The organism is Mitsuaria sp. BK037 (genome assembly GCF_014193045.1).
In the GTDB taxonomy this organism is placed as follows: Bacteria; Pseudomonadota; Gammaproteobacteria; order Burkholderiales; family Burkholderiaceae_C; genus Roseateles.
Genome location: NZ_JACHYS010000004.1, coordinates 768828 through 784838, shown reverse-complemented (window position 1 = coordinate 784838; position 16011 = coordinate 768828). Strand labels below are relative to the sequence as shown.

At 72.9% G+C, this 16011-nt stretch carries 15 protein-coding genes; 9 read left to right on the top strand and 6 right to left on the bottom strand.

The window, feature by feature from the left end; genetic code table 11:
- Positions 1-41: 41 nt before the first annotated feature.
- Positions 42-815: a ThuA domain-containing protein gene (locus FHT37_RS24440; protein WP_183485592.1), complete on the bottom strand. Its 774-nt coding sequence runs from the start codon at positions 813-815 to the stop codon at positions 42-44.
- 86 nt (positions 816-901) lie between these two features.
- Here FHT37_RS24440 and FHT37_RS24435 point away from each other — a divergent pair, with 86 nt between their 5' ends.
- Both FHT37_RS24435 and FHT37_RS24430 read left to right on the top strand, forming a co-directional pair.
- Positions 902-1675 carry an SDR family oxidoreductase gene (locus FHT37_RS24435; RefSeq protein WP_183485590.1) on the top strand — a complete coding sequence of 258 codons (774 nt, stop codon included), beginning with the start codon at positions 902-904 and terminating at the stop codon, positions 1673-1675.
- 185 nt (positions 1676-1860) lie between these two features.
- Entirely contained in the window at positions 1861-2112 is a 252-nt protein-coding gene (locus tag FHT37_RS24430; protein WP_183485587.1) for a hypothetical protein, read from the top strand.
- Between the two features lie 153 nt (positions 2113-2265).
- Here the strand turns inward: FHT37_RS24430 and FHT37_RS24425 are convergent, their stop codons facing one another.
- Positions 2266-2607, bottom strand: coding sequence for a hypothetical protein (locus tag FHT37_RS24425; RefSeq protein ID WP_147241626.1), 342 nt, complete (start codon positions 2605-2607; stop codon positions 2266-2268).
- A gap of 162 nt (positions 2608-2769) precedes the next feature.
- Between FHT37_RS24425 and FHT37_RS24420 the strand changes: the two genes are divergently transcribed.
- Positions 2770-3693 (top strand): M14 family metallocarboxypeptidase, encoded by a 924-nt coding sequence (locus FHT37_RS24420; RefSeq protein WP_183485584.1) that lies wholly within the window; start codon positions 2770-2772, stop codon positions 3691-3693.
- A gap of 90 nt (positions 3694-3783) precedes the next feature.
- Here the strand turns inward: FHT37_RS24420 and FHT37_RS24415 are convergent, their stop codons facing one another.
- Positions 3784-4767, bottom strand: a complete 984-nt coding sequence (locus FHT37_RS24415; RefSeq protein ID WP_183485581.1) for a dienelactone hydrolase family protein — start codon at positions 4765-4767, stop codon at positions 3784-3786.
- Positions 4768-5044: 277 nt separating this feature from the next.
- Here FHT37_RS24415 and FHT37_RS24410 point away from each other — a divergent pair, with 277 nt between their 5' ends.
- From FHT37_RS24410 to FHT37_RS24385, 6 genes are all read left to right on the top strand, one after another.
- Complete coding sequence (locus FHT37_RS24410; RefSeq protein WP_183485578.1) at positions 5045-5659, top strand: mechanosensitive ion channel family protein; 615 nt, start codon at positions 5045-5047, stop codon at positions 5657-5659.
- 276 nt (positions 5660-5935) lie between these two features.
- On the top strand, positions 5936-7120 hold the full coding sequence (locus FHT37_RS24405; protein WP_183485575.1) for an efflux RND transporter periplasmic adaptor subunit: 1185 nt from the start codon (positions 5936-5938) through the stop codon (positions 7118-7120).
- On the top strand, positions 7113-10247 hold the full coding sequence (locus FHT37_RS24400; RefSeq protein WP_183485572.1) for an efflux RND transporter permease subunit: 3135 nt from the start codon (positions 7113-7115) through the stop codon (positions 10245-10247). Before FHT37_RS24405 ends, FHT37_RS24400 begins: the two co-directional genes overlap by 8 nt.
- Positions 10244-11719 carry a TolC family protein gene (locus FHT37_RS24395; protein ID WP_183485569.1) on the top strand — a complete coding sequence of 492 codons (1476 nt, stop codon included), beginning with the start codon at positions 10244-10246 and terminating at the stop codon, positions 11717-11719. Before FHT37_RS24400 ends, FHT37_RS24395 begins: the two co-directional genes overlap by 4 nt.
- 66 nt (positions 11720-11785) lie before the next feature.
- A complete protein-coding gene (locus FHT37_RS24390) occupies positions 11786-12466 on the top strand; it encodes a response regulator transcription factor (protein WP_183485566.1) in 681 nt (226 codons plus the stop codon).
- Positions 12459-13880, top strand: coding sequence for a cell wall metabolism sensor histidine kinase WalK (locus tag FHT37_RS24385; protein ID WP_183485563.1), 1422 nt, complete (start codon positions 12459-12461; stop codon positions 13878-13880). Before FHT37_RS24390 ends, FHT37_RS24385 begins: the two co-directional genes overlap by 8 nt.
- Positions 13881-13902: 22 nt before the next feature.
- Here FHT37_RS24385 and FHT37_RS24380 read toward each other — a convergent pair whose 3' ends face one another.
- From FHT37_RS24380 to FHT37_RS25755, 3 genes are all read right to left on the bottom strand, one after another.
- Positions 13903-14253, bottom strand: coding sequence for a GFA family protein (locus FHT37_RS24380; RefSeq protein ID WP_183485560.1), 351 nt, complete (start codon positions 14251-14253; stop codon positions 13903-13905).
- Positions 14254-14315: 62 nt separating this feature from the next.
- Positions 14316-15164: an HDOD domain-containing protein gene (locus FHT37_RS24375; protein WP_091721954.1), complete on the bottom strand. Its 849-nt coding sequence runs from the start codon at positions 15162-15164 to the stop codon at positions 14316-14318.
- A gap of 54 nt (positions 15165-15218) precedes the next feature.
- Positions 15219-15971: a Crp/Fnr family transcriptional regulator gene (locus tag FHT37_RS25755; protein ID WP_183485557.1), complete on the bottom strand. Its 753-nt coding sequence runs from the start codon at positions 15969-15971 to the stop codon at positions 15219-15221.
- Positions 15972-16011: the final 40 nt, after the last annotated feature.

The window sequence follows — 16011 nt, the reverse complement described above, 5'->3', positions numbered from 1 at the left end:
CGCGCGTCGCCGATTCAGGGGAGCGCGGCAGCGTCACCGGCTCACTCGGCGCTGAAGCCCTTGCCGGTGGCGGCCCAGTAGATGCCGCCGAACAGGTGGTGCTGGAACCGCTCGTCGCCGTAGGAGGCGGGCAGGTGGCCGAGGGCGGTGTAGAAGCTGCGCCCGCCGTCGACCTGCTGGTACCAGCTGATCGGGTGGCTGGCGCCCATGGGCGCGACCGGCTTGCCACCCCATTCGGTGGCGGGCTGGTAGGTCCGCTCGTCCACCGTCAGCAGCACCTTCAGGCCCTCCGACCGGGGCGGCCCGAACTGGTACCACTCCTCGGTGAAGAGGAAGCGCCGCGGGAAGCGGTCCATGCCGGGGAAGTTGCTGTCCTGCACCACCAGCGTCGCCGTCTGGTTGGCCGGATGCGCCTGGAACATCCGCCCCACCAGGCGCCCATACCAGGGCCAGCCATGTTCCGTGTCCGCGGCGCTGTGCACGCCCACGAAGCCGCCGCCGGCGCGGATGTAGCGCTCGAAGGCCGCCTGCTGCGCCGCGTCCAGGACGTCGCCGGTGGTGAGGAGGAAGACGACGGCCTGGTACTTCGCCAGTTCCTGGTCGTTCATCACCCGGTTCGCATCCTCGGTCCAGCACACGCCGAAGTCGTGCAGCTGCCCGAGCCGCTGGATCGCCGCCACGCCGGCCGGGATGGACTCGTGATGCCAGCCCGCGGTCTTGCTGAAGACCAGCACCTTGAACTGCTCGGCCAGTGCCAGCGGCGTCACGGCCAGCAGGCCCAGCGCCATTGCGAAGAAGCGGAGACGCTGGCCCATGGAGCTTCCTGGTCGAGGGGACGAAGGCGCGATGATGCCAGGACCGCGCGCCCGGCGAGCGCCGCGGGCGGCGCAGAATCCGCCGCATGAGCACCGACATCCCCCGCCCCCTCACCCTCGTCACCGGCGCCAGCCGCGGCATCGGCGCCGCCACCGCCCGGCTGCTGGCCCGCCAGGGGCACGACCTGGCGCTCAACTACCGGCACGACGCCGCCGCGGCGGAGGCGGTCGCGCAGGACGTCCGCCGCCTGGGCCGGCGCGCGCTGACCGTGCAGGCGGACGTCGCCGATCCGGCGCAGGTCGAGGCGATGTTCCGGCAGGTCGACGAGGCGCTCGGCCGCGTCACCGGGCTGGTCAACAACGCCGGCATCGTGGCGCCCGCCACCTCGCTGGACGGCATCACGCCCGAGCGGCTGCGTCGCATGTTCGAGGTCAATGTCTTCAGCGTCGTCTTCTGCACGCAGCAGGCGGCGCTGCGCATGAGCACCGCCCGCGGCGGCGCCGGCGGCGCGATCGTCAACCTGTCGTCGCGCGCGGCGCAGCGGGGCTCGGCGGATCTCTACAGCGACTACGCCGCCAGCAAGGGGGCGGTCGACACGCTGACGCTGAGCCTGGGCCAGGAGCTGATCGGCCAGGGCATCCGGGTGAACGGCGTCCGGCCCGGGATCATCGAGACCGAGATCCATGCCGACAGCCGGCCCGCCGCCGACTTGCCGGCCCTGCTCGCGGCGGCCGCCGCCACCGTCCCGATCGGGCGGCTGGGCCGGGCGGAGGAGATCGCGGAGGCGATCGCCTGGCTGCTGTCCCCGGCGGCGAGCTACACGGTGGGCGCGACCCTGGACGTGGCGGGCGGCCGCTGACGCGGTCTTCCTGGAGCGCCAGCGCTGCTTCGACGGAACCGATGGGCGCCGGCTGCCGACGGTCTGTCCGGCGCCGATGCAGTTCGCGCCGTCGCGATGCGGCTTCGTCGCCCGCCGCTCGAAAGGCGCGGCGGCGATGACGACACTGACTCCATCGACACCGCACACCGCTTCAGGAGATCGACATGAGCACCACCCGCCGCCTCGCCCTCGCTTCCGCCACCCACACCACGGTCAAGGCCGTCGCCTTCGGCGCCGTCGCCGCCCTGACGCTGGCGCTGGGCATGGCCCACGCCCAGGGCCAGCGCGAGTTGCGCGCCTCGGTCATCACGCTCGATCCGGTGGTGATCTCGGTCAAGCGCGAGCAACTGCCCACCGTCGTCATCACCGGCCGCCGCGACGCGTCCGCCGACACGCAGGTGGCCTCGATCCAGTGAGCCCGCGGGCCGCTGTGTCGGCGGCGCGATCCGCGCCCGGACGCCGTCGGATCGCTCCCTGCAGAACGCCCGGCATGCCGGGCGTTCTGTCGTTCCGGGCGGCCGATTTCCGGTCGTCCGCTCGTCCGCGGATTTGCGCGTCCGATCAGGCGGTCACGCCGGGCCGGACGGCAGCGGGCAAGGTCCAGGGTCGGACACCCCGCTCGCGGGCGTCCATCCGATGACGCCCTGGGCATTGCGGACCTTCACGGCGGTCGAGGAGCACGAGCTGCGCCCCAGCACGACCAGGTCGGCGCTGCGTTCCAGCGCGAGCGGCACCGGCCCGAACCGTCCCGCCACGACGTCGAGGGCGTCCGCTTCCGTCCGATAGATCGAGACGGCCTGCGTGGTCCAGGACGGATCGTCCGATGGCGCGGGCGACTGGCAGGCCGTGAGGCCGAGGGTGGCCAGGCCGGCCGCCGCCATCCGAAAACGCTGCATGTCGAGGTCTTTCATGTCCAGGCACCAGGGGTCGCGGGCAGCCGCCGTGGACAGCGCCGCCCGAGCGACGCGCATTCTCCCCTGCCGGCGTCCCGCCCTCACCGTGACCGACGGCCGGCCTCCCTGCCTTGCGGCATCATCGCGGGCCATCGGTCCAACCCTCTTCCGGAAGCCAGCATGAGCACAGCGCGCTTTTATCCCATCGGCACCCCCGGCGTCCCCTGGGGCGACGCGGAACGGACTGCCTGGCGCGAGCGCCAGGTCCGGCATCGCCGCCACGACCAGGACGTGGTCCCGCGCGTCGAGGCGCTCGCCGACGATTTCGAGATCGTCCGCTATGGCGAGCTCGCCTACGGCGACGACCGCTACCCCCTGCTGGCGCTCAAGAGCCGCGACTGGCGGCCGGACCTGCCCGTCGCGCTGGTCACCGGCGGCGTCCATGGCTACGAGACCAGCGGCGTGCTGGGCGCGCTGGGTTTCGCCGAGGACCACGCGGCGCGCTACGCCGGCCGCGTCAACCTGCTGGTCGTGCCCTGCGTCAGCCCCTGGGCCTATGAGCGGATCTGCCGCTGGAACTACCACGCGGTCGATCCCAACCGCAATTTCGGCGCGCGCCGCGAGGCCGCGGAGTCGAGCGCGCTGATCGCGCTGGTCGAGCCGCTGGCGGGCCGGTTCCTGCTGCACATCGACCTGCACGAGACCACCGACACCGACGCCACCGAATTCCAGCCGGCGCTGGCGGCCCGCGACGGCAAGGAGCCCGACCGCGACGGCGTGCCGGACGGCTTCTACCTGGTCGGCGACAGCGAGACCACGCGGCTCGATTTCCAGCAGGCCGTGATCGAGGCCGTGCGGCGGGTGACCCACATCGCGCCGCCCGACGCGCAAGGCCGGATCATCGGCTTCCCGGTGATCGCGGACGGCGTGATCGAGTTCCCGGTGCGCCAGTCCGGCCTGTGCGCGAGCCTCACCGGCGCGCCCTTCACCACCACCACCGAGGTCTATCCCGACAGCCCGCGCACCACGCCGGACGAATGCGTCGCGGCGCAGGTGACGGCCGTGTGCGCGGCGCTGGATTTCGCGCTCGCGCACGCGCATTGAAGCGGGGCTCGCCCCCGCTCAGTTCACAACACCGGCCGCCGGCGCGAACAGCCGACATTGGCGGACGTGTGTGCCGATTCGCCGCGGCCTTCACTGACCGAAGAACACGCGCCGCACGAAGCGCGTCGCATCCTCGCGCGAGGCCTGGAAGGCCGCCTCGTTGCGGCCGACGTGCGCGCCGCGCGTCATGCACGCGTTGATGAACGCCGTCAGTTGATCCGACGGGATCACCTGCCCGGTGCGCTCGGAGGTCACCACCCAGGTCGGGATGTCGGTGCGGATGACGCCGCAGGCGTAGCCGCTGGTCGCATCGGCCCGGTAGCGCACCGGCAGCAGGCTGTCCCACGCATGATGCGCATCGGCGTAGCGATGCGTCTCCACCGGCGTGCCCAGCGTGGCGTACTCGGCGGCCAGAGCCTCGCAGGGCTCCGGATGCGTGTAGTCGTCGGCGGCCCCGACGAGGTTGAGCAGCGGCGCGCGCGTCAGGTTCGGCGAGGTATAGATCTGCGAGCAGCCGGCATAGGTCGCGATGTGCAGCGCGAAGGCCTGGCCGGTCTTCACCACGGCCCGCAGAAACGGCAACTGCGCCGTCTGCAGCGCCACGGTGCCGCCGCGCGAGAAACCCATGACGCCGATGCGCCTGGCGTCGATGCGGGGGTCGGCCGACAGCAACCGCAGCGCCTGGAAGGCGTCCATCACGTTGGCCGCGGCCGGCACGCTGGTCTGGTCCGCCGCGGTCGACGACACGCCTCGCGGCGCGAAGCTGTCGACAATGAAGGTCGCCACGCCGATGCCGTTGAAGGCCTGGACCCACTGCTGCAGACCCGGCCCCACGCCATCGCTGCCGTGCGCGAGCACGATCGCGGGCACCGGTCCGGCAACACCGGCCGGCAGGCTCAGATCGCCCCATACCGGCGTCGGCACCCATTGCGCACGGCGCTCGCGCGCGAGGTCGAAGAGCGACTTGGGCGTGAAGCTGTCGAACGCGATGCGGGTGCTGTCGTCGGCGCGCGCGGCCGTGACGGACAGGCCGAGCACGCACACGGAGACCAGGACTCGGAACAGTCGATGCATGAAGCCCTCGGGCAGTGAAGGAACGCGGCGGGGCGCCTGGCCGGCGCTCCTCGTGAGCGAGGCCGCCACACGGGACGTGAGCGACCGCCGGAGGTTAACCGCGTGCCGCCGCGCGGCCGACTCTTCGGTTGTCCCACCCTTCGGGCACACGAGACCGCGCCACGGCGCTGCAGCCCTTCGAAGCAGCCGCTCTCCCTGCCCTTTCCCTCCTCGCGGGGGCGAGGGCGTTCATGCCGATACAGACATTCCCCGCCGAAGGCACCGACACTCGCGTCCCATGAACAAGTTGAACCGGCTCCTGCACGATGTCCTGCCCGCCTGGGCCGCCGAGTGGCTCGACCTCCTGGTCCCACTGATCGAGGTCATCCTGATCGGTCTGGGCGCCTGGCTCGTGATGCGCATCGCGCGCCACCTCACCCGCAAGCTCACCAGCGCCTACGCCTTGCCCGTGACCGTCGCCACGGTCTTCCTGCGCTCGGTCGCGGTGCTGATCTATGGCGGCGCCGTGCTCTGGTCGCTGGAGCGTTTGGGCGTCTCCGGCGCCGTCCTCTGGACCGCCTTCACCGGCTTCGCGACCGTGGGCGCGGTCGCGTTCTTCGCCGCGTGGAGCGTGCTGTCCAACCTCTTCTGCGCGCTGCTGATCTACGTCACCCGCGCCTTCCGCATCGGCGACGTCGTGGAACTGCTGGAATCTGGCGACAAGCCCGGCGTGAAGGGCCGCGTGGTCGACATCAACCTGGTCTACACGACGCTGCTCGAAAGCGGCGACCCGGCCAGTGGCACCAGCCTGCAACTGCCCAACAGCCTGTTCTTCCAGCGCGCGCTGCGGCGCTGGCACGGCTCCGCGGCCGACGGCGCGATCCTGCCGGCGCAACAGATCAGGCTTGAATGACTGTCGGGTGTGAGCCCGGACATGGCTGGAAGTTCAGGGTTTCTTCAGGAAGGGCTGCGTAACCTGCCGCTCGTCGCGTCGCACTGGCGGCCCGGCCTGTCCGCTTGCCCGTCCAGTCCCCAAGGAGCCCCCATGGATCCCGACCCCAGTTGTCGACGCCACGCGGCACCCGCCGCCGCCCCTCGCCGATTCCCTTCGCCGCGAGCGACGACCGTCCGGATCCCTCCAGCCCACGCTTGAGGGGCGTCCTGCGGCCGTCGCCCGCAGGAGCCCCTCATGCTGCCTCTCCGTTTCCTCCGCATCACCGATCGCGGCACGCCACGGTCGTTCACGACCCCGGCCTGCCTGCTCCTGCTCGCCAGCGCGCCGCTCTGGCTCGCCGGCTGTGACGACTCCCCGGCCCACGCCGCCTCCGCCCCGCCCGCCGCGACCGCCGCGACGGCATCCGCGCACCGCGAGGGCGCGGACATCGTGGTGCCGGCGGACTCGCCGCTGCGCGAGCGCCTCGTGGTCGCCGCGGTGCGGAGCCAGGCGGTCGAGCAGCCCATCGCCGCGCCCGGCACGATCGAGGCGCTGCCCGACCACCTCGCCCGCATCGCGCCGCCGGTCACGGGTCGCGTGGTGGGACTGCACCGCGCGCTGGGCGATCCGGTGCGCGCGGGCGACGTGCTCTTCACGCTGGACTCCTCCGACCTGAGCGCGGCCCGCGGCGATGCGGCCAGGGCGCGCGACGCGGCCGCCCAGGCGAGCCGTGACCTCGACCGCCAACAGCTGCTCTTCGACGCCGACATCGCCGCGCGCAAGGACCTGGAGGCCGCGCAGCTCGCCCGCGCGCAGGCGGCCAACGACCTGCGCACCGCGCAGGCCCGGCTCGCGCAACTGGGCGCGAGCGCGGAGGACAACGCCGGGCGTCGCCTGTCGGTCCGCGCGCCGCTGGCTGGCCGCGTCATCGAGATGAACGCCGCGCCGGGCGGCTACTGGAACGACGTCAATGCGCCGCTGATGACGATCGCGGACCTGAGCCGGGTCTCGGTGACCGCCGCCGTGCCGGAGAAGGACCTGGCCAGGATCTTCGTCGGGCAGTCGGCCCAGGTCGTGCTGAACGCCTATCCCGACGATCCGCGCGCCGGCACGGTGCGCTACATCGGCGAGGTGCTGGATCCCGACACCCGCACCGTCAAGGTCCGCCTGATCCTGGACAACGCCGACGGCCGCCTGCGGCCCGGCATGTTCGTGAAGCTGCGCTTCGCCGGCCCCTCGCACCCGGCACCGGTGGTGCCCGCCTCGGCGCTGCTGCAGGAGGGCCTGTTCACGCGCGTCTTCGTCGAACGCGCGCCGGGTCGGTATGTCGCCCGCGAGGTGAGCGTCGGCGCCGCGCTGGGCGACCAGGTGGAGATCGTCTCGGGCCTGCGGCCCGGCGAGCGCGTGGTCGTGCGCGACGGAGTGCTCCTCCATGATTGAGCGCCTCGTCACCCTGTGCTTCGACCGCCGCGGCATCGTCTGGCTGGTCTTCGCCTTCGCCGCGCTCTACGGCGTCCACAGCTTCCGGCAGCTGCCCATCGAGGCCTATCCGGACATCGCCGACGTGACCTCGCAGATCGTCACCCAGGTCAACGGCCTGGCCGCCGAGGAGGTCGAGCAGCAGATCACCATCCCGATCGAGCGCGCCCTGCTCGGCACGCCCGGCATGCAGGTGCTGCGCACGCGCAGTCTGTTCGGCCTGTCGCTGGTGACTGTGGTGTTCCAGGACGGCGTCGAGGGCTACTGGTCGCGCGAGCGGCTGCAGGAGCGCCTGGCCGAGCTCTCGCTGCCCTATGGCGCGCGGCCGGGGCTGGACCCCTACACCTCGCCCACCGGCGAGATCTACCGCTACACGCTGGAGAGCCCCACGCGCAGCCTGCGCGAGCTCTCCGAGCTGCAGGCATGGACCGTCATCCCGCGGCTGAAGAAGGTGGCGGGCGTCGTGGACGTCACCAACTTCGGCGGACTGACCACGCAGTTCACGCTCTCGCTCGATCCCGCGCGGCTGACGCAGTACGGCCTGACGCTGAGCCAGGTCGTGGACGCGCTGAACGCCAACAACAGCAGCGGCGGCGGCAGCGTGATCGACCGCGGCGAGCAGTCCTACGTCGTGCGCGGCGTCGGCCTGCTGCGCTCGCTGCAGGACATGGGCCACGTGGTGGTGAAGACGGCCGCCGGCGTGCCGGTGCTGGTCCAGGACCTGGGCGAGCTGCGCCTGGGCGAGGTCGAGCGCCGCGGCATCCTGGGCAAGGACACCGACGGCGACACGATCGAGGGCATCGTGCTGCTGCTCAAGGACACCAACCCGTCGCGCACGCTCGATGGCCTGCATGCGGCCGTCGACGAGCTCAACACCGCGCTGCTGCCGGGCGACGTCAAGGTCGTGCCCTACCTCGACCGCGCCACGCTGATCGAGGCGACGGCCCACACCGTCGGCCACACCCTGGTGGAAGGCATGGTCGTCGTCACGCTGGTGCTGCTGCTCTTCCTCGGCAGTCCACGCGCGGCGCTGGTCGTGGCCGTCACCATCCCGCTGGCACTGCTGGCGGCCTTCATCTTCATGCACCACGCCCATGTGCCGGCCAACCTGCTGTCGCTGGGCGCGATCGACTTCGGCATCCTCGTGGACGGCGCCGTCGTGGTCGTCGAGCACCTGCTGCGCCGGCGCGAGCAGGCGGCCGACCGGCCGCTGACCCCGCGCGACGCGATCGTCGCGACGCTGCAGGTGGCGCGGCCGATCTTCTTCGGCATGGCGGTGATTGCCGCGGCCTACCTGCCGCTGTTCGCGTTCGAGCGCATCGAATACAAGCTCTTCAGCCCGATGGCCTACGCGGTCGGCGCGGCGCTGGTGGGCGCGCTACTGGTGGCGCTGACGCTCACGCCGGCGCTGGCCTGGCTGGCCTTCCGGCGACCGCGCCCGCCCTTCCGCAACCGGCCGCTGGAGGCGCTGCAGGCGCGGTATGCCGCCTTCCTCGCGCGCGCCGTCGGACGCGGCCGCTGGCTGGCGGCGGCCCTGGCCGCGTCGGCGCTGGCCCTGGCCGCGCTGGCCGGCACGATCGGGCGGGACTTCCTGCCCTACCTCGACGAGGGCTCGATCTGGCTGCAGGTCCAGATGCCGCCCGGCATCACGCTGGAGAAGGCCGCCGGCATGGCCGATGCGCTGCGCCGCGCGACGCTGGAGTTCCCCGAGGTCGCCCACGTGGTCACGCAGACCGGCCGCAACGACGACGGTACCGACTACTGGACGCCCTCCCACATCGAGGCCAGCATCAGCCTCACGCCCTACGAGCGCTGGACCGCGCCGGGCGGCAAGCAGGGCCTGATCCGGCGCCTGGCCGAGCGTTATGCCCGCATGCCGGGCTACAGCGTGTCCTTCATGCAGCCGATGATCGACGGCGTGCAGGACAAGCTGTCGGGCGCGCACAGCGACCTGGTGGTCAAGGTCTTCGGCGACGACCTCGACGAAGGACGCCGCATCGCGGCCCGGGTGGCCGAGGTGCTGCGGACGGTGCCGGGCGCCGCCGACGTGGCGGTGGACGTCGAGCCGCCGCTGCCCAACCTGCGCATCGACCTGGACCGCGCCGCCGCGGCGCGGCTGGGCATCAACGCCGCCGACGTCGCCACGCTGGTGTCCACCGGCATCGGCGGCGCGGCCATCGGGCAGGTCTACGTCGGCGAGAAGAGCTACGACATGACGGTCCGCTTCACGCCCGAGTCGCGTGCCAGCCCGCAGGCGATCGGTGATCTGCGCCTGACGGGGGCCAATGGCGCGCAGGTGCCGCTGTCGGACGTCGCGCGCATCCGCACCACGGTGGGCGAAAGCGTCATCGTGCGCGAGATGGGCCAGCGCCATCTCATCGTGCGGCTCAACACGCGGGGCCGCGACCTGTCGAGCTTCCTGGCCGAGGCCCAGCCGGCGCTCGAGCGGCAGGTCCGTTTCGACCGCCAGCGCTGGCGCCTCGAGTGGGGCGGGCAGTTCGAGAACCTGCAGCGCGCGCTGCAGCGCCTGGCGGTGATCCTGCCGCTGACGCTGGGGGTGATGCTGCTGTTGCTCTTCGGCGAGTTCCGCAACCTGCGCCAGCCGCTGCTGGTGCTGGGGGTGGTGCCGCTGGCGATGATCGGCGGCTTCGCGGCGCTGCACCTGCGCGGCATGACGCTCAACGTCTCCAGCGCGGTGGGATTCATCGCGCTGTTCGGCGTGGCCGTGCTCGGCGGCGTACTGATGGTGGCGCAGATCAACCGGCTGCGGCGCGACGACGGCCGGCCGCTGCGCGAGGCGGTGCTCGAAGGCGCCGCCGGCCGCATGCGCCCGGTGCTGATGACGGCGGCGGTCGCGGCCTTCGGCCTGACGCCGGCGATGCTGGCCACGGGCCTGGGCAGCGACGTCCAAAGGCCGCTGGCCACGGTCGTCGTCGGTGGGCTGGTGACGGCGACGCTGCTCACGCTGCTGCTCCTGCCGGCCCTCTACCACGCGATCGAAGCGCGCGTGGAGCGCGCCGCCGCCCGGCGTGCCGCGCAGGCGCCGCTCGATCACGACCACGACCCCGCATCGGAACCCCTGGCATGAAGCGCCTCATCTTTCTCTCCCCTCGCCGCGAAGGCGCCGGCATCAGCGCCAAGACCACGGGCCAGCGACAGCGTTCGACCAGCCGCCGTGACACCCTGGTCCTGGCAGCCGCGCTCATGACCGGCTTCCCGATGACGTATGCGTCAACGCCGGACGCCGACACCAACGCCACCGGCGTGCCCTTCGCCGCCTACCTGGACGCCGTGGAGCGCTTCAGCAATACGATCGCCGCGCAGCGCGAGGCGGTGGCGGCCGCACGCGCGGGCGTGCCGATGGCGGGACTGCGGCCCGATCCGTCGCTGTCGCTCGGTGTCGGGCCGGCGGAACTCGGCCGGGAGGTGCGCCCCAAGCCGCGTCTGGCGCAGAGCATCGGGCTGAGCTACACGATCGAGACCGGCGACAAGCGCGAGCGCCGCGTCGCGGCCGCGCGCAGCCAGGTGAGCGCCGACGAGGCCGCGCTGGCCGGCGCCGGTCGCCAGGCCGCCGCCGACGCGGCCGCCGCCTTCATCGAGGCCTGCCGCACGCGCGAGGCGCTGCAGCGGCAGGAGGTCTCGCTGGCCGCGCTGGGCGACATCGTCCGGATGAACGAGCGACGCCATGGCGCCGGCGATCTCGGCGGCCTGGAACTGCTGCAATCGCGCAACGAGCGCGATCAGTTCCTCGCCACCGTCGTGCGCGCGAGGGCCGACGCCCGGACCGCGATGGAAGCGCTGGCCGCGCCGCTGGGTCGCCGCTGGCGCGAGGCCTTCGGCGACGCGTCGCCGCTGTGCACCTTCCGGGACGGACAGGCGCCCGAGGGACTCGACGGCGTCGAGGGCATCGAGGGCACCGGCGGCTCGGTCGGCATTCAGGAGAGCCATGAGGACGAGGCGCTCGATGCCCTCGTGGCGCGAGCGCTCGATCAGCGCGACGACGTGCGCATCGCCCGCGCGGCGGTGGACAGCGCCCGTGCCGCCGCGGACCTGGTCCGCGCCAACCGCTGGGTCGATCCGAGCGTCAGCCTCAGCTACGGCTACACGCCACAGGGACGTCGCGGCGTGGCGGCGGACGGCTCGGCGGTCGATCCCTCGCCGCGGTCCAACACCGTGTCGGTCTCGGTCTCGGTGCCGATCCCGCTGTCGCGGTTGGACCGCGGCGACCTGGTGCAGGCCGAGTCGGCCGTCACCCAGGCCCTGCTCGCGCTGCGCCAGACCGAGCTCCAGGCGCAGGCCGACGTCCGCGCGACCCACGCCCAGTACCGCGCCGCGCTCGAGAACCTGACCCGCTACCGCGACGCGACCCTGGGCGACGCGCGGCGCGTGGTGGAAGGCTTGCGCCTCTCGTACCGGCACGGCGCTGCCTCGCTGCTGGAGCTGCTGTCGGCCCAGCGCGCGGCGGACGACACCGAGCTCGCCTACCTGCAGGCGCGCAGCGAGCTCGCCGCCGCCACCGTGCGGCTGCAGCTCAGCCTCGGCCGCGCGCCGGCGCCTTGAGCCAGCGGGGAAGCCGACGGGGAATCGCGCCGGCATGCGAGACTGCCGCCCATTCGGAGAGAGGCGATGAGGATTCTTCTGGTCGAGGATGACCGCAAGGCCGCGGGGCTGCTGGTGCGCGGCCTGCGCGAGGAGGGTTTCGTGGTGGACCACGCGGCCAGCCTGGCCGAGGCCGACGAGGCTGCCTTCGTGACCACCCACGACCTGATCGTGCTGGACGGCATGCTGCCCGACGGCGACGGCGTCACCCTGTGCCGCACGCTGCGCGCGCGCGGCCAACAGGTGCCGGTGCTGATGCTCACCGCCCGCGACGCGCTGTCCGATCGCGTCGACGGCCTGAACGCCGGCGCCGACGACTACCTGACCAAGCCCTTCGAGTTCGAGGAACTGCTGGCGCGGCTGCGCGCGCTGCTGCGGCGCTCGGACATGACGCGGCCGCCGGTGCTGGTCGCGGACGACCTGCGCCTGGACCCGGCCTCGCTGCAGGTCACGCGCGCGGGGCGGCCCATCGAGCTGACGCCCAAGGAATTCGCCCTGCTGCAGGCGCTGATGCGGCAGCCCGGCGCCGTGGTTCCGCGCCAGCGCCTGGCCGAGCAGATCTGGCACGGCGACCCGCTGGCGATCGACAACCTGATCGACGCCCACATGAGCAAGCTGCGGCGCAAGATCGACGCGGCCGGCGCCCGGCCGCTGATCGAGACGGTGCGTGGTCGCGGCTTCCGGCTGCGGGGACCGGACGATGCTTAGCTTCCGCCGTCGGCTGGCGCTGCTGCACGTGGTCGTGGTCACCACGGTGCTGGCGGTGGCGGCGACGCTCACCTACCTGAGCCTGGTCACCGCCCTGCGCGCCCAGCTGGACGGCGCGCTGCTGGCCCTGGCGGAGCAGGAAGCCAGCATCCTCGCCGCCAGCCCCGGCCTGCCGGTCGCCGTGCACGAGCCCGGCACCACCGCCGCGCCACCGCCCTACGCGCGGCTGGACCGGCTGGTGCAGATCATCGGCCCGCGCGGCGAGGTGCTCGCGCGCAGCGCCAACCTCGGCGCCGCGTCGCTGCCGAACGAGGCCGCGCTGCTGGCGCGCCTGGCCCGCGGCGAGACCGTCTTCGAGCACCTGGCCTTCGGCGACGAGCCGACACGCCGCGTGTCGGTGCCGGTGCATGGCGGCCGCGCGCTGGCGGTGCAGGTGGCCGGCTCGCTCGACGACGTCGACCATGCCGTCGCCTCGGCGGGCTGGGTGTTCCTCGTCATGAGCCTGGTGCTCGTGGTGGTGCTCACCACCGCGGGCGCGCAGCTGACCGGCCGCGTCTTCGGCGCCGTCGACGACATCGTCCGGCAGGCGCGGCGCATCGGCGGCCGCACCCTCGCCGAGCGGCTGCCGCATCCCGGCACGCGCGACGAGATCGGCCGGCTGATCGACACGCTCAACGACATGCTGGCCCGGCTCGAGCACGCCTTCGAGGCGCAGCGCCGCTTCACCGCCGACGCCTCGCATGAGCTGCGTTCGCCGCTCTCCCGGCTGCGCACGGAGCTCGAGATCACCCTGCGCCGGCCGCGCGGCGCCGACGAGTATGTCCAGGCGCTGCGCTCGGGGCTGGAGGACGTCGCGCGGCTGACGGCGCTGGTGGAGGAACTGCTGACGCTGGCGCGGCTGGATGCCGGGCAGGACTCGGCGCCGGTCGCACCGGTGGCCATCGGCCCGATCGTCGAGGCCGTCGTGCGGCGCGCCCGGCCCGCGGCCCAGGCACGCGGCATGACGCTGAGCCTGGCGGGCGCTGAGAACCCAGGTGCGGATGCGCTGGAGGCAAACGCGGCGGCCCGCGTGCCGCGCGAACTGCTGATGCTGGTCGCGACCAACCTGGTGGAGAACGCGGTCAAGTACGGCGCCGCCGGCGGCTCGGTGCTGGTCTCGGTGGTCGCGCGGCCGGACGGGACGGAACTGGTCGTCGAGGACGATGGCCCGGGCCTTCCCGCCGAGGAGCGCGAGCGCGTGTTCGAGCGCTTCTACCGGGGCGCCGCGGCGCGCGCGGCGGACATCGAAGGCACCGGCCTGGGGCTGGCGCTGTGTGACCTGATCGTGCGCGCCGCCGGCGGGCGCATCGAGGTGGGCGTCTCCCGCTGGGGCGGCGCGCGGTTCTCGGTGCATCTGCCGGCCGGCGACGCCTGAGCGCCGCCGCGCCGGCGCCCGTTCACATGTCGCGTCCGTTGAAGTGCGTCACCGGAATGCCGTCGAGCTCGATGCCCTCCAGGCAGCGGACGTTGATCGCCGCCATCGCGTTGCCCTTCGGGTCGGTGCCCTCGGCATAGGGATGGATGCCGCACACCGCGCAGAAGCGGTGCTTGATGGCGTGCTTGTTGAACTCGTAGGTGCTGGCCGCCGCCTCGTCGGTCTTCAAGCGGAATTGCCCGCGCGGCACGAACCACAGCAGCGAACCCTTGCGCTGGCAGATCGAGCAGTTGCAGGCCATCGCCCCGTCGATCTCGCCGTCCACCTCATAGGCCACCCGGCCGCAATGGCAGCTGCCCTGGTACGTCGTCATGTCGTCTCCGCTCGGTTTTATTGAAGCGGCCGACCTTACCTCAGCCGGGCGCGCGCCGCGCGTCACTTGAGCATCAGCTCGACGTCCTGTCCCGGATCACCGCAGCCATCCAGGCGCAGCCGCAGGAAGTCCAGGTCCATGTGCAGGTGCTCCACCAGCTCCGGCACCGCGAGCTCCAGCGCGGCGATGCGGTCGGACTGCTGGTCGCAGGCATCGGCGAGCACCTCGGCCAGGTGCAGGATCGCCGCCAGCATCGAGAACGGCCGGATCTCCAGCGGCGCGTTGGCGTCCTTGAAGGCCTCGACCAGGTCGGCCGGGAAGTGCCAGTGCGCCGCCAGCGCCGCCGTCACGTCGGCATGCGTGCAGCCGAAGCGATGCATCTCCAGCGAGAACCGGCTGCCCGGCTCGGCCGCGTGGGCCTCGACGTCGGCGACCTGGTCCGGCTCGCTCATCGCCATCATGAGCTGCCCGGTGCGCAGCATCAGCCCGGCGAGGTAGGCGGTGTCGGCATCGCCCTGCAGCAGCTTGGCCAGCAGGCGCGCGTAGCCGGCGGTGCGCACGCTGTGGCGCCAGAAGCGCTGGCGGTCCAGGCCCTTCACCTCGGGGAAGGTGGCGGAGATGCTGGCCGCCATCGCGAGGTTGCGCAGCGTCTCCAGGCCCAGCGCCATCGCGGCGTCCTGCAGCGTGCCGATCGTGTGGGAGGGGCTGTAGCGCGCGGAGTTGGCCAGCCGCAGCACCTTGGCCGCCAGCGTGGAATCCTTGCCGATCAGCTCGGCGATCTGGCCGAGCGAGACGCCGTCGTCGTCCAGGCTGCGCAAGAGCTTGCGCCCGACTTCAGGCATCACCGGGAGGCTGGCGTGCCCCCCGAGGAAACGCTCCGCGCTGGCGGAAACGGGAGTCGTGGGGGTCATGCTGGCAATCGTCACGGCGGCCTCCTCTGGACGCGACGGCAGGTGGAGGCGAGTCTATGCCGCCCGGCCGCAGCGCGCCAGCGCCAGCAGCGCCACCGGGTCCAGCAGGCCGATGCGGTAGCCCTGCACCGCCAGGATGCCCCGGTCGGCGAGCTGCCGCAGCGCGCGCGACAGCGTCTCCGGCGAGATCGACAGCCGCGCCGCCACGTCGCGCTTGCGCTCGGCCAGCCGCACCTCGGCCGACCCGCCGGCCTGCGCCAGCAGCCAGGCGGCGATGCGCGCGGTCGCGTCCTTCGTGGTCAGCCCGCGCAGCGCGTCCTGCGCCTCACGCAGCTGCGCCGCGCTGGCGCGCAGCAGCGCGGCCAGCACCGGCGGCTGCGAGCGCAGCCACAGGGTCGCCGCCGCCATCGGCCACTCCATCACCAGCGCGGTGGCCGAGACGATCCGCGCGTCTTCCTCGTAGCGCCCGTCCAGCCAGGCGGTGTGCAGGTCCAGCCAGCACGGGCCGGCCAGCGGGCCGCCCGCCACGACCCGCCCTTCGCAGAGCGCCACCATCGCCACCGCCGCGTCCCCGCGGCGGAGCGCCAAGTCGCCGGCCCGGCAGCGGCGCACCCGCGCCATGCTGGCCAGCGCGGACCAGTCGTCGGCCTCCAGCAGCACATCGCCGAGCAGTGCGCGCCACGGCACCGGATGGGCGGGACCCGGCATCAGGGCGGCGTTGTGGGCCGCATCGCCTTCCGCGGCGGCGGGCGACGAGACGCCGCGAGCAACGGGCGCGGCGGGATCGGACAGGAAGTCGGCGGTCACGGGGCATTCTCGGAAACCGGGGATGCCGGACTGTCGCGGG

Coding starts and splice junctions, on each gene's coding strand:
- FHT37_RS24440 (WP_183485592.1), bottom strand. CDS start 815: ATGGGCCAGCGTCTCCGCTTCTTCGCAATGGCGCTGGGCCTGCTGGCC.
- FHT37_RS24395 (WP_183485569.1), top strand. CDS start 10,244: ATGAAGCGCCTCATCTTTCTCTCCCCTCGCCGCGAAGGCGCCGGCATC.
- FHT37_RS24430 (WP_183485587.1), top strand. CDS start 1,861: ATGAGCACCACCCGCCGCCTCGCCCTCGCTTCCGCCACCCACACCACG.
- FHT37_RS24410 (WP_183485578.1), top strand. CDS start 5,045: ATGAACAAGTTGAACCGGCTCCTGCACGATGTCCTGCCCGCCTGGGCC.
- FHT37_RS24375 (WP_091721954.1), bottom strand. CDS start 15,164: ATGACCCCCACGACTCCCGTTTCCGCCAGCGCGGAGCGTTTCCTCGGG.
- FHT37_RS24425 (WP_147241626.1), bottom strand. CDS start 2,607: ATGAAAGACCTCGACATGCAGCGTTTTCGGATGGCGGCGGCCGGCCTG.
- FHT37_RS24380 (WP_183485560.1), bottom strand. CDS start 14,253: ATGACGACGTACCAGGGCAGCTGCCATTGCGGCCGGGTGGCCTATGAG.
- FHT37_RS24435 (WP_183485590.1), top strand. CDS start 902: ATGAGCACCGACATCCCCCGCCCCCTCACCCTCGTCACCGGCGCCAGC.
- FHT37_RS24385 (WP_183485563.1), top strand. CDS start 12,459: ATGCTTAGCTTCCGCCGTCGGCTGGCGCTGCTGCACGTGGTCGTGGTC.
- FHT37_RS24405 (WP_183485575.1), top strand. CDS start 5,936: ATGCTGCCTCTCCGTTTCCTCCGCATCACCGATCGCGGCACGCCACGG.
- FHT37_RS24390 (WP_183485566.1), top strand. CDS start 11,786: ATGAGGATTCTTCTGGTCGAGGATGACCGCAAGGCCGCGGGGCTGCTG.
- FHT37_RS24400 (WP_183485572.1), top strand. CDS start 7,113: ATGATTGAGCGCCTCGTCACCCTGTGCTTCGACCGCCGCGGCATCGTC.
- FHT37_RS24415 (WP_183485581.1), bottom strand. CDS start 4,767: ATGCATCGACTGTTCCGAGTCCTGGTCTCCGTGTGCGTGCTCGGCCTG.
- FHT37_RS24420 (WP_183485584.1), top strand. CDS start 2,770: ATGAGCACAGCGCGCTTTTATCCCATCGGCACCCCCGGCGTCCCCTGG.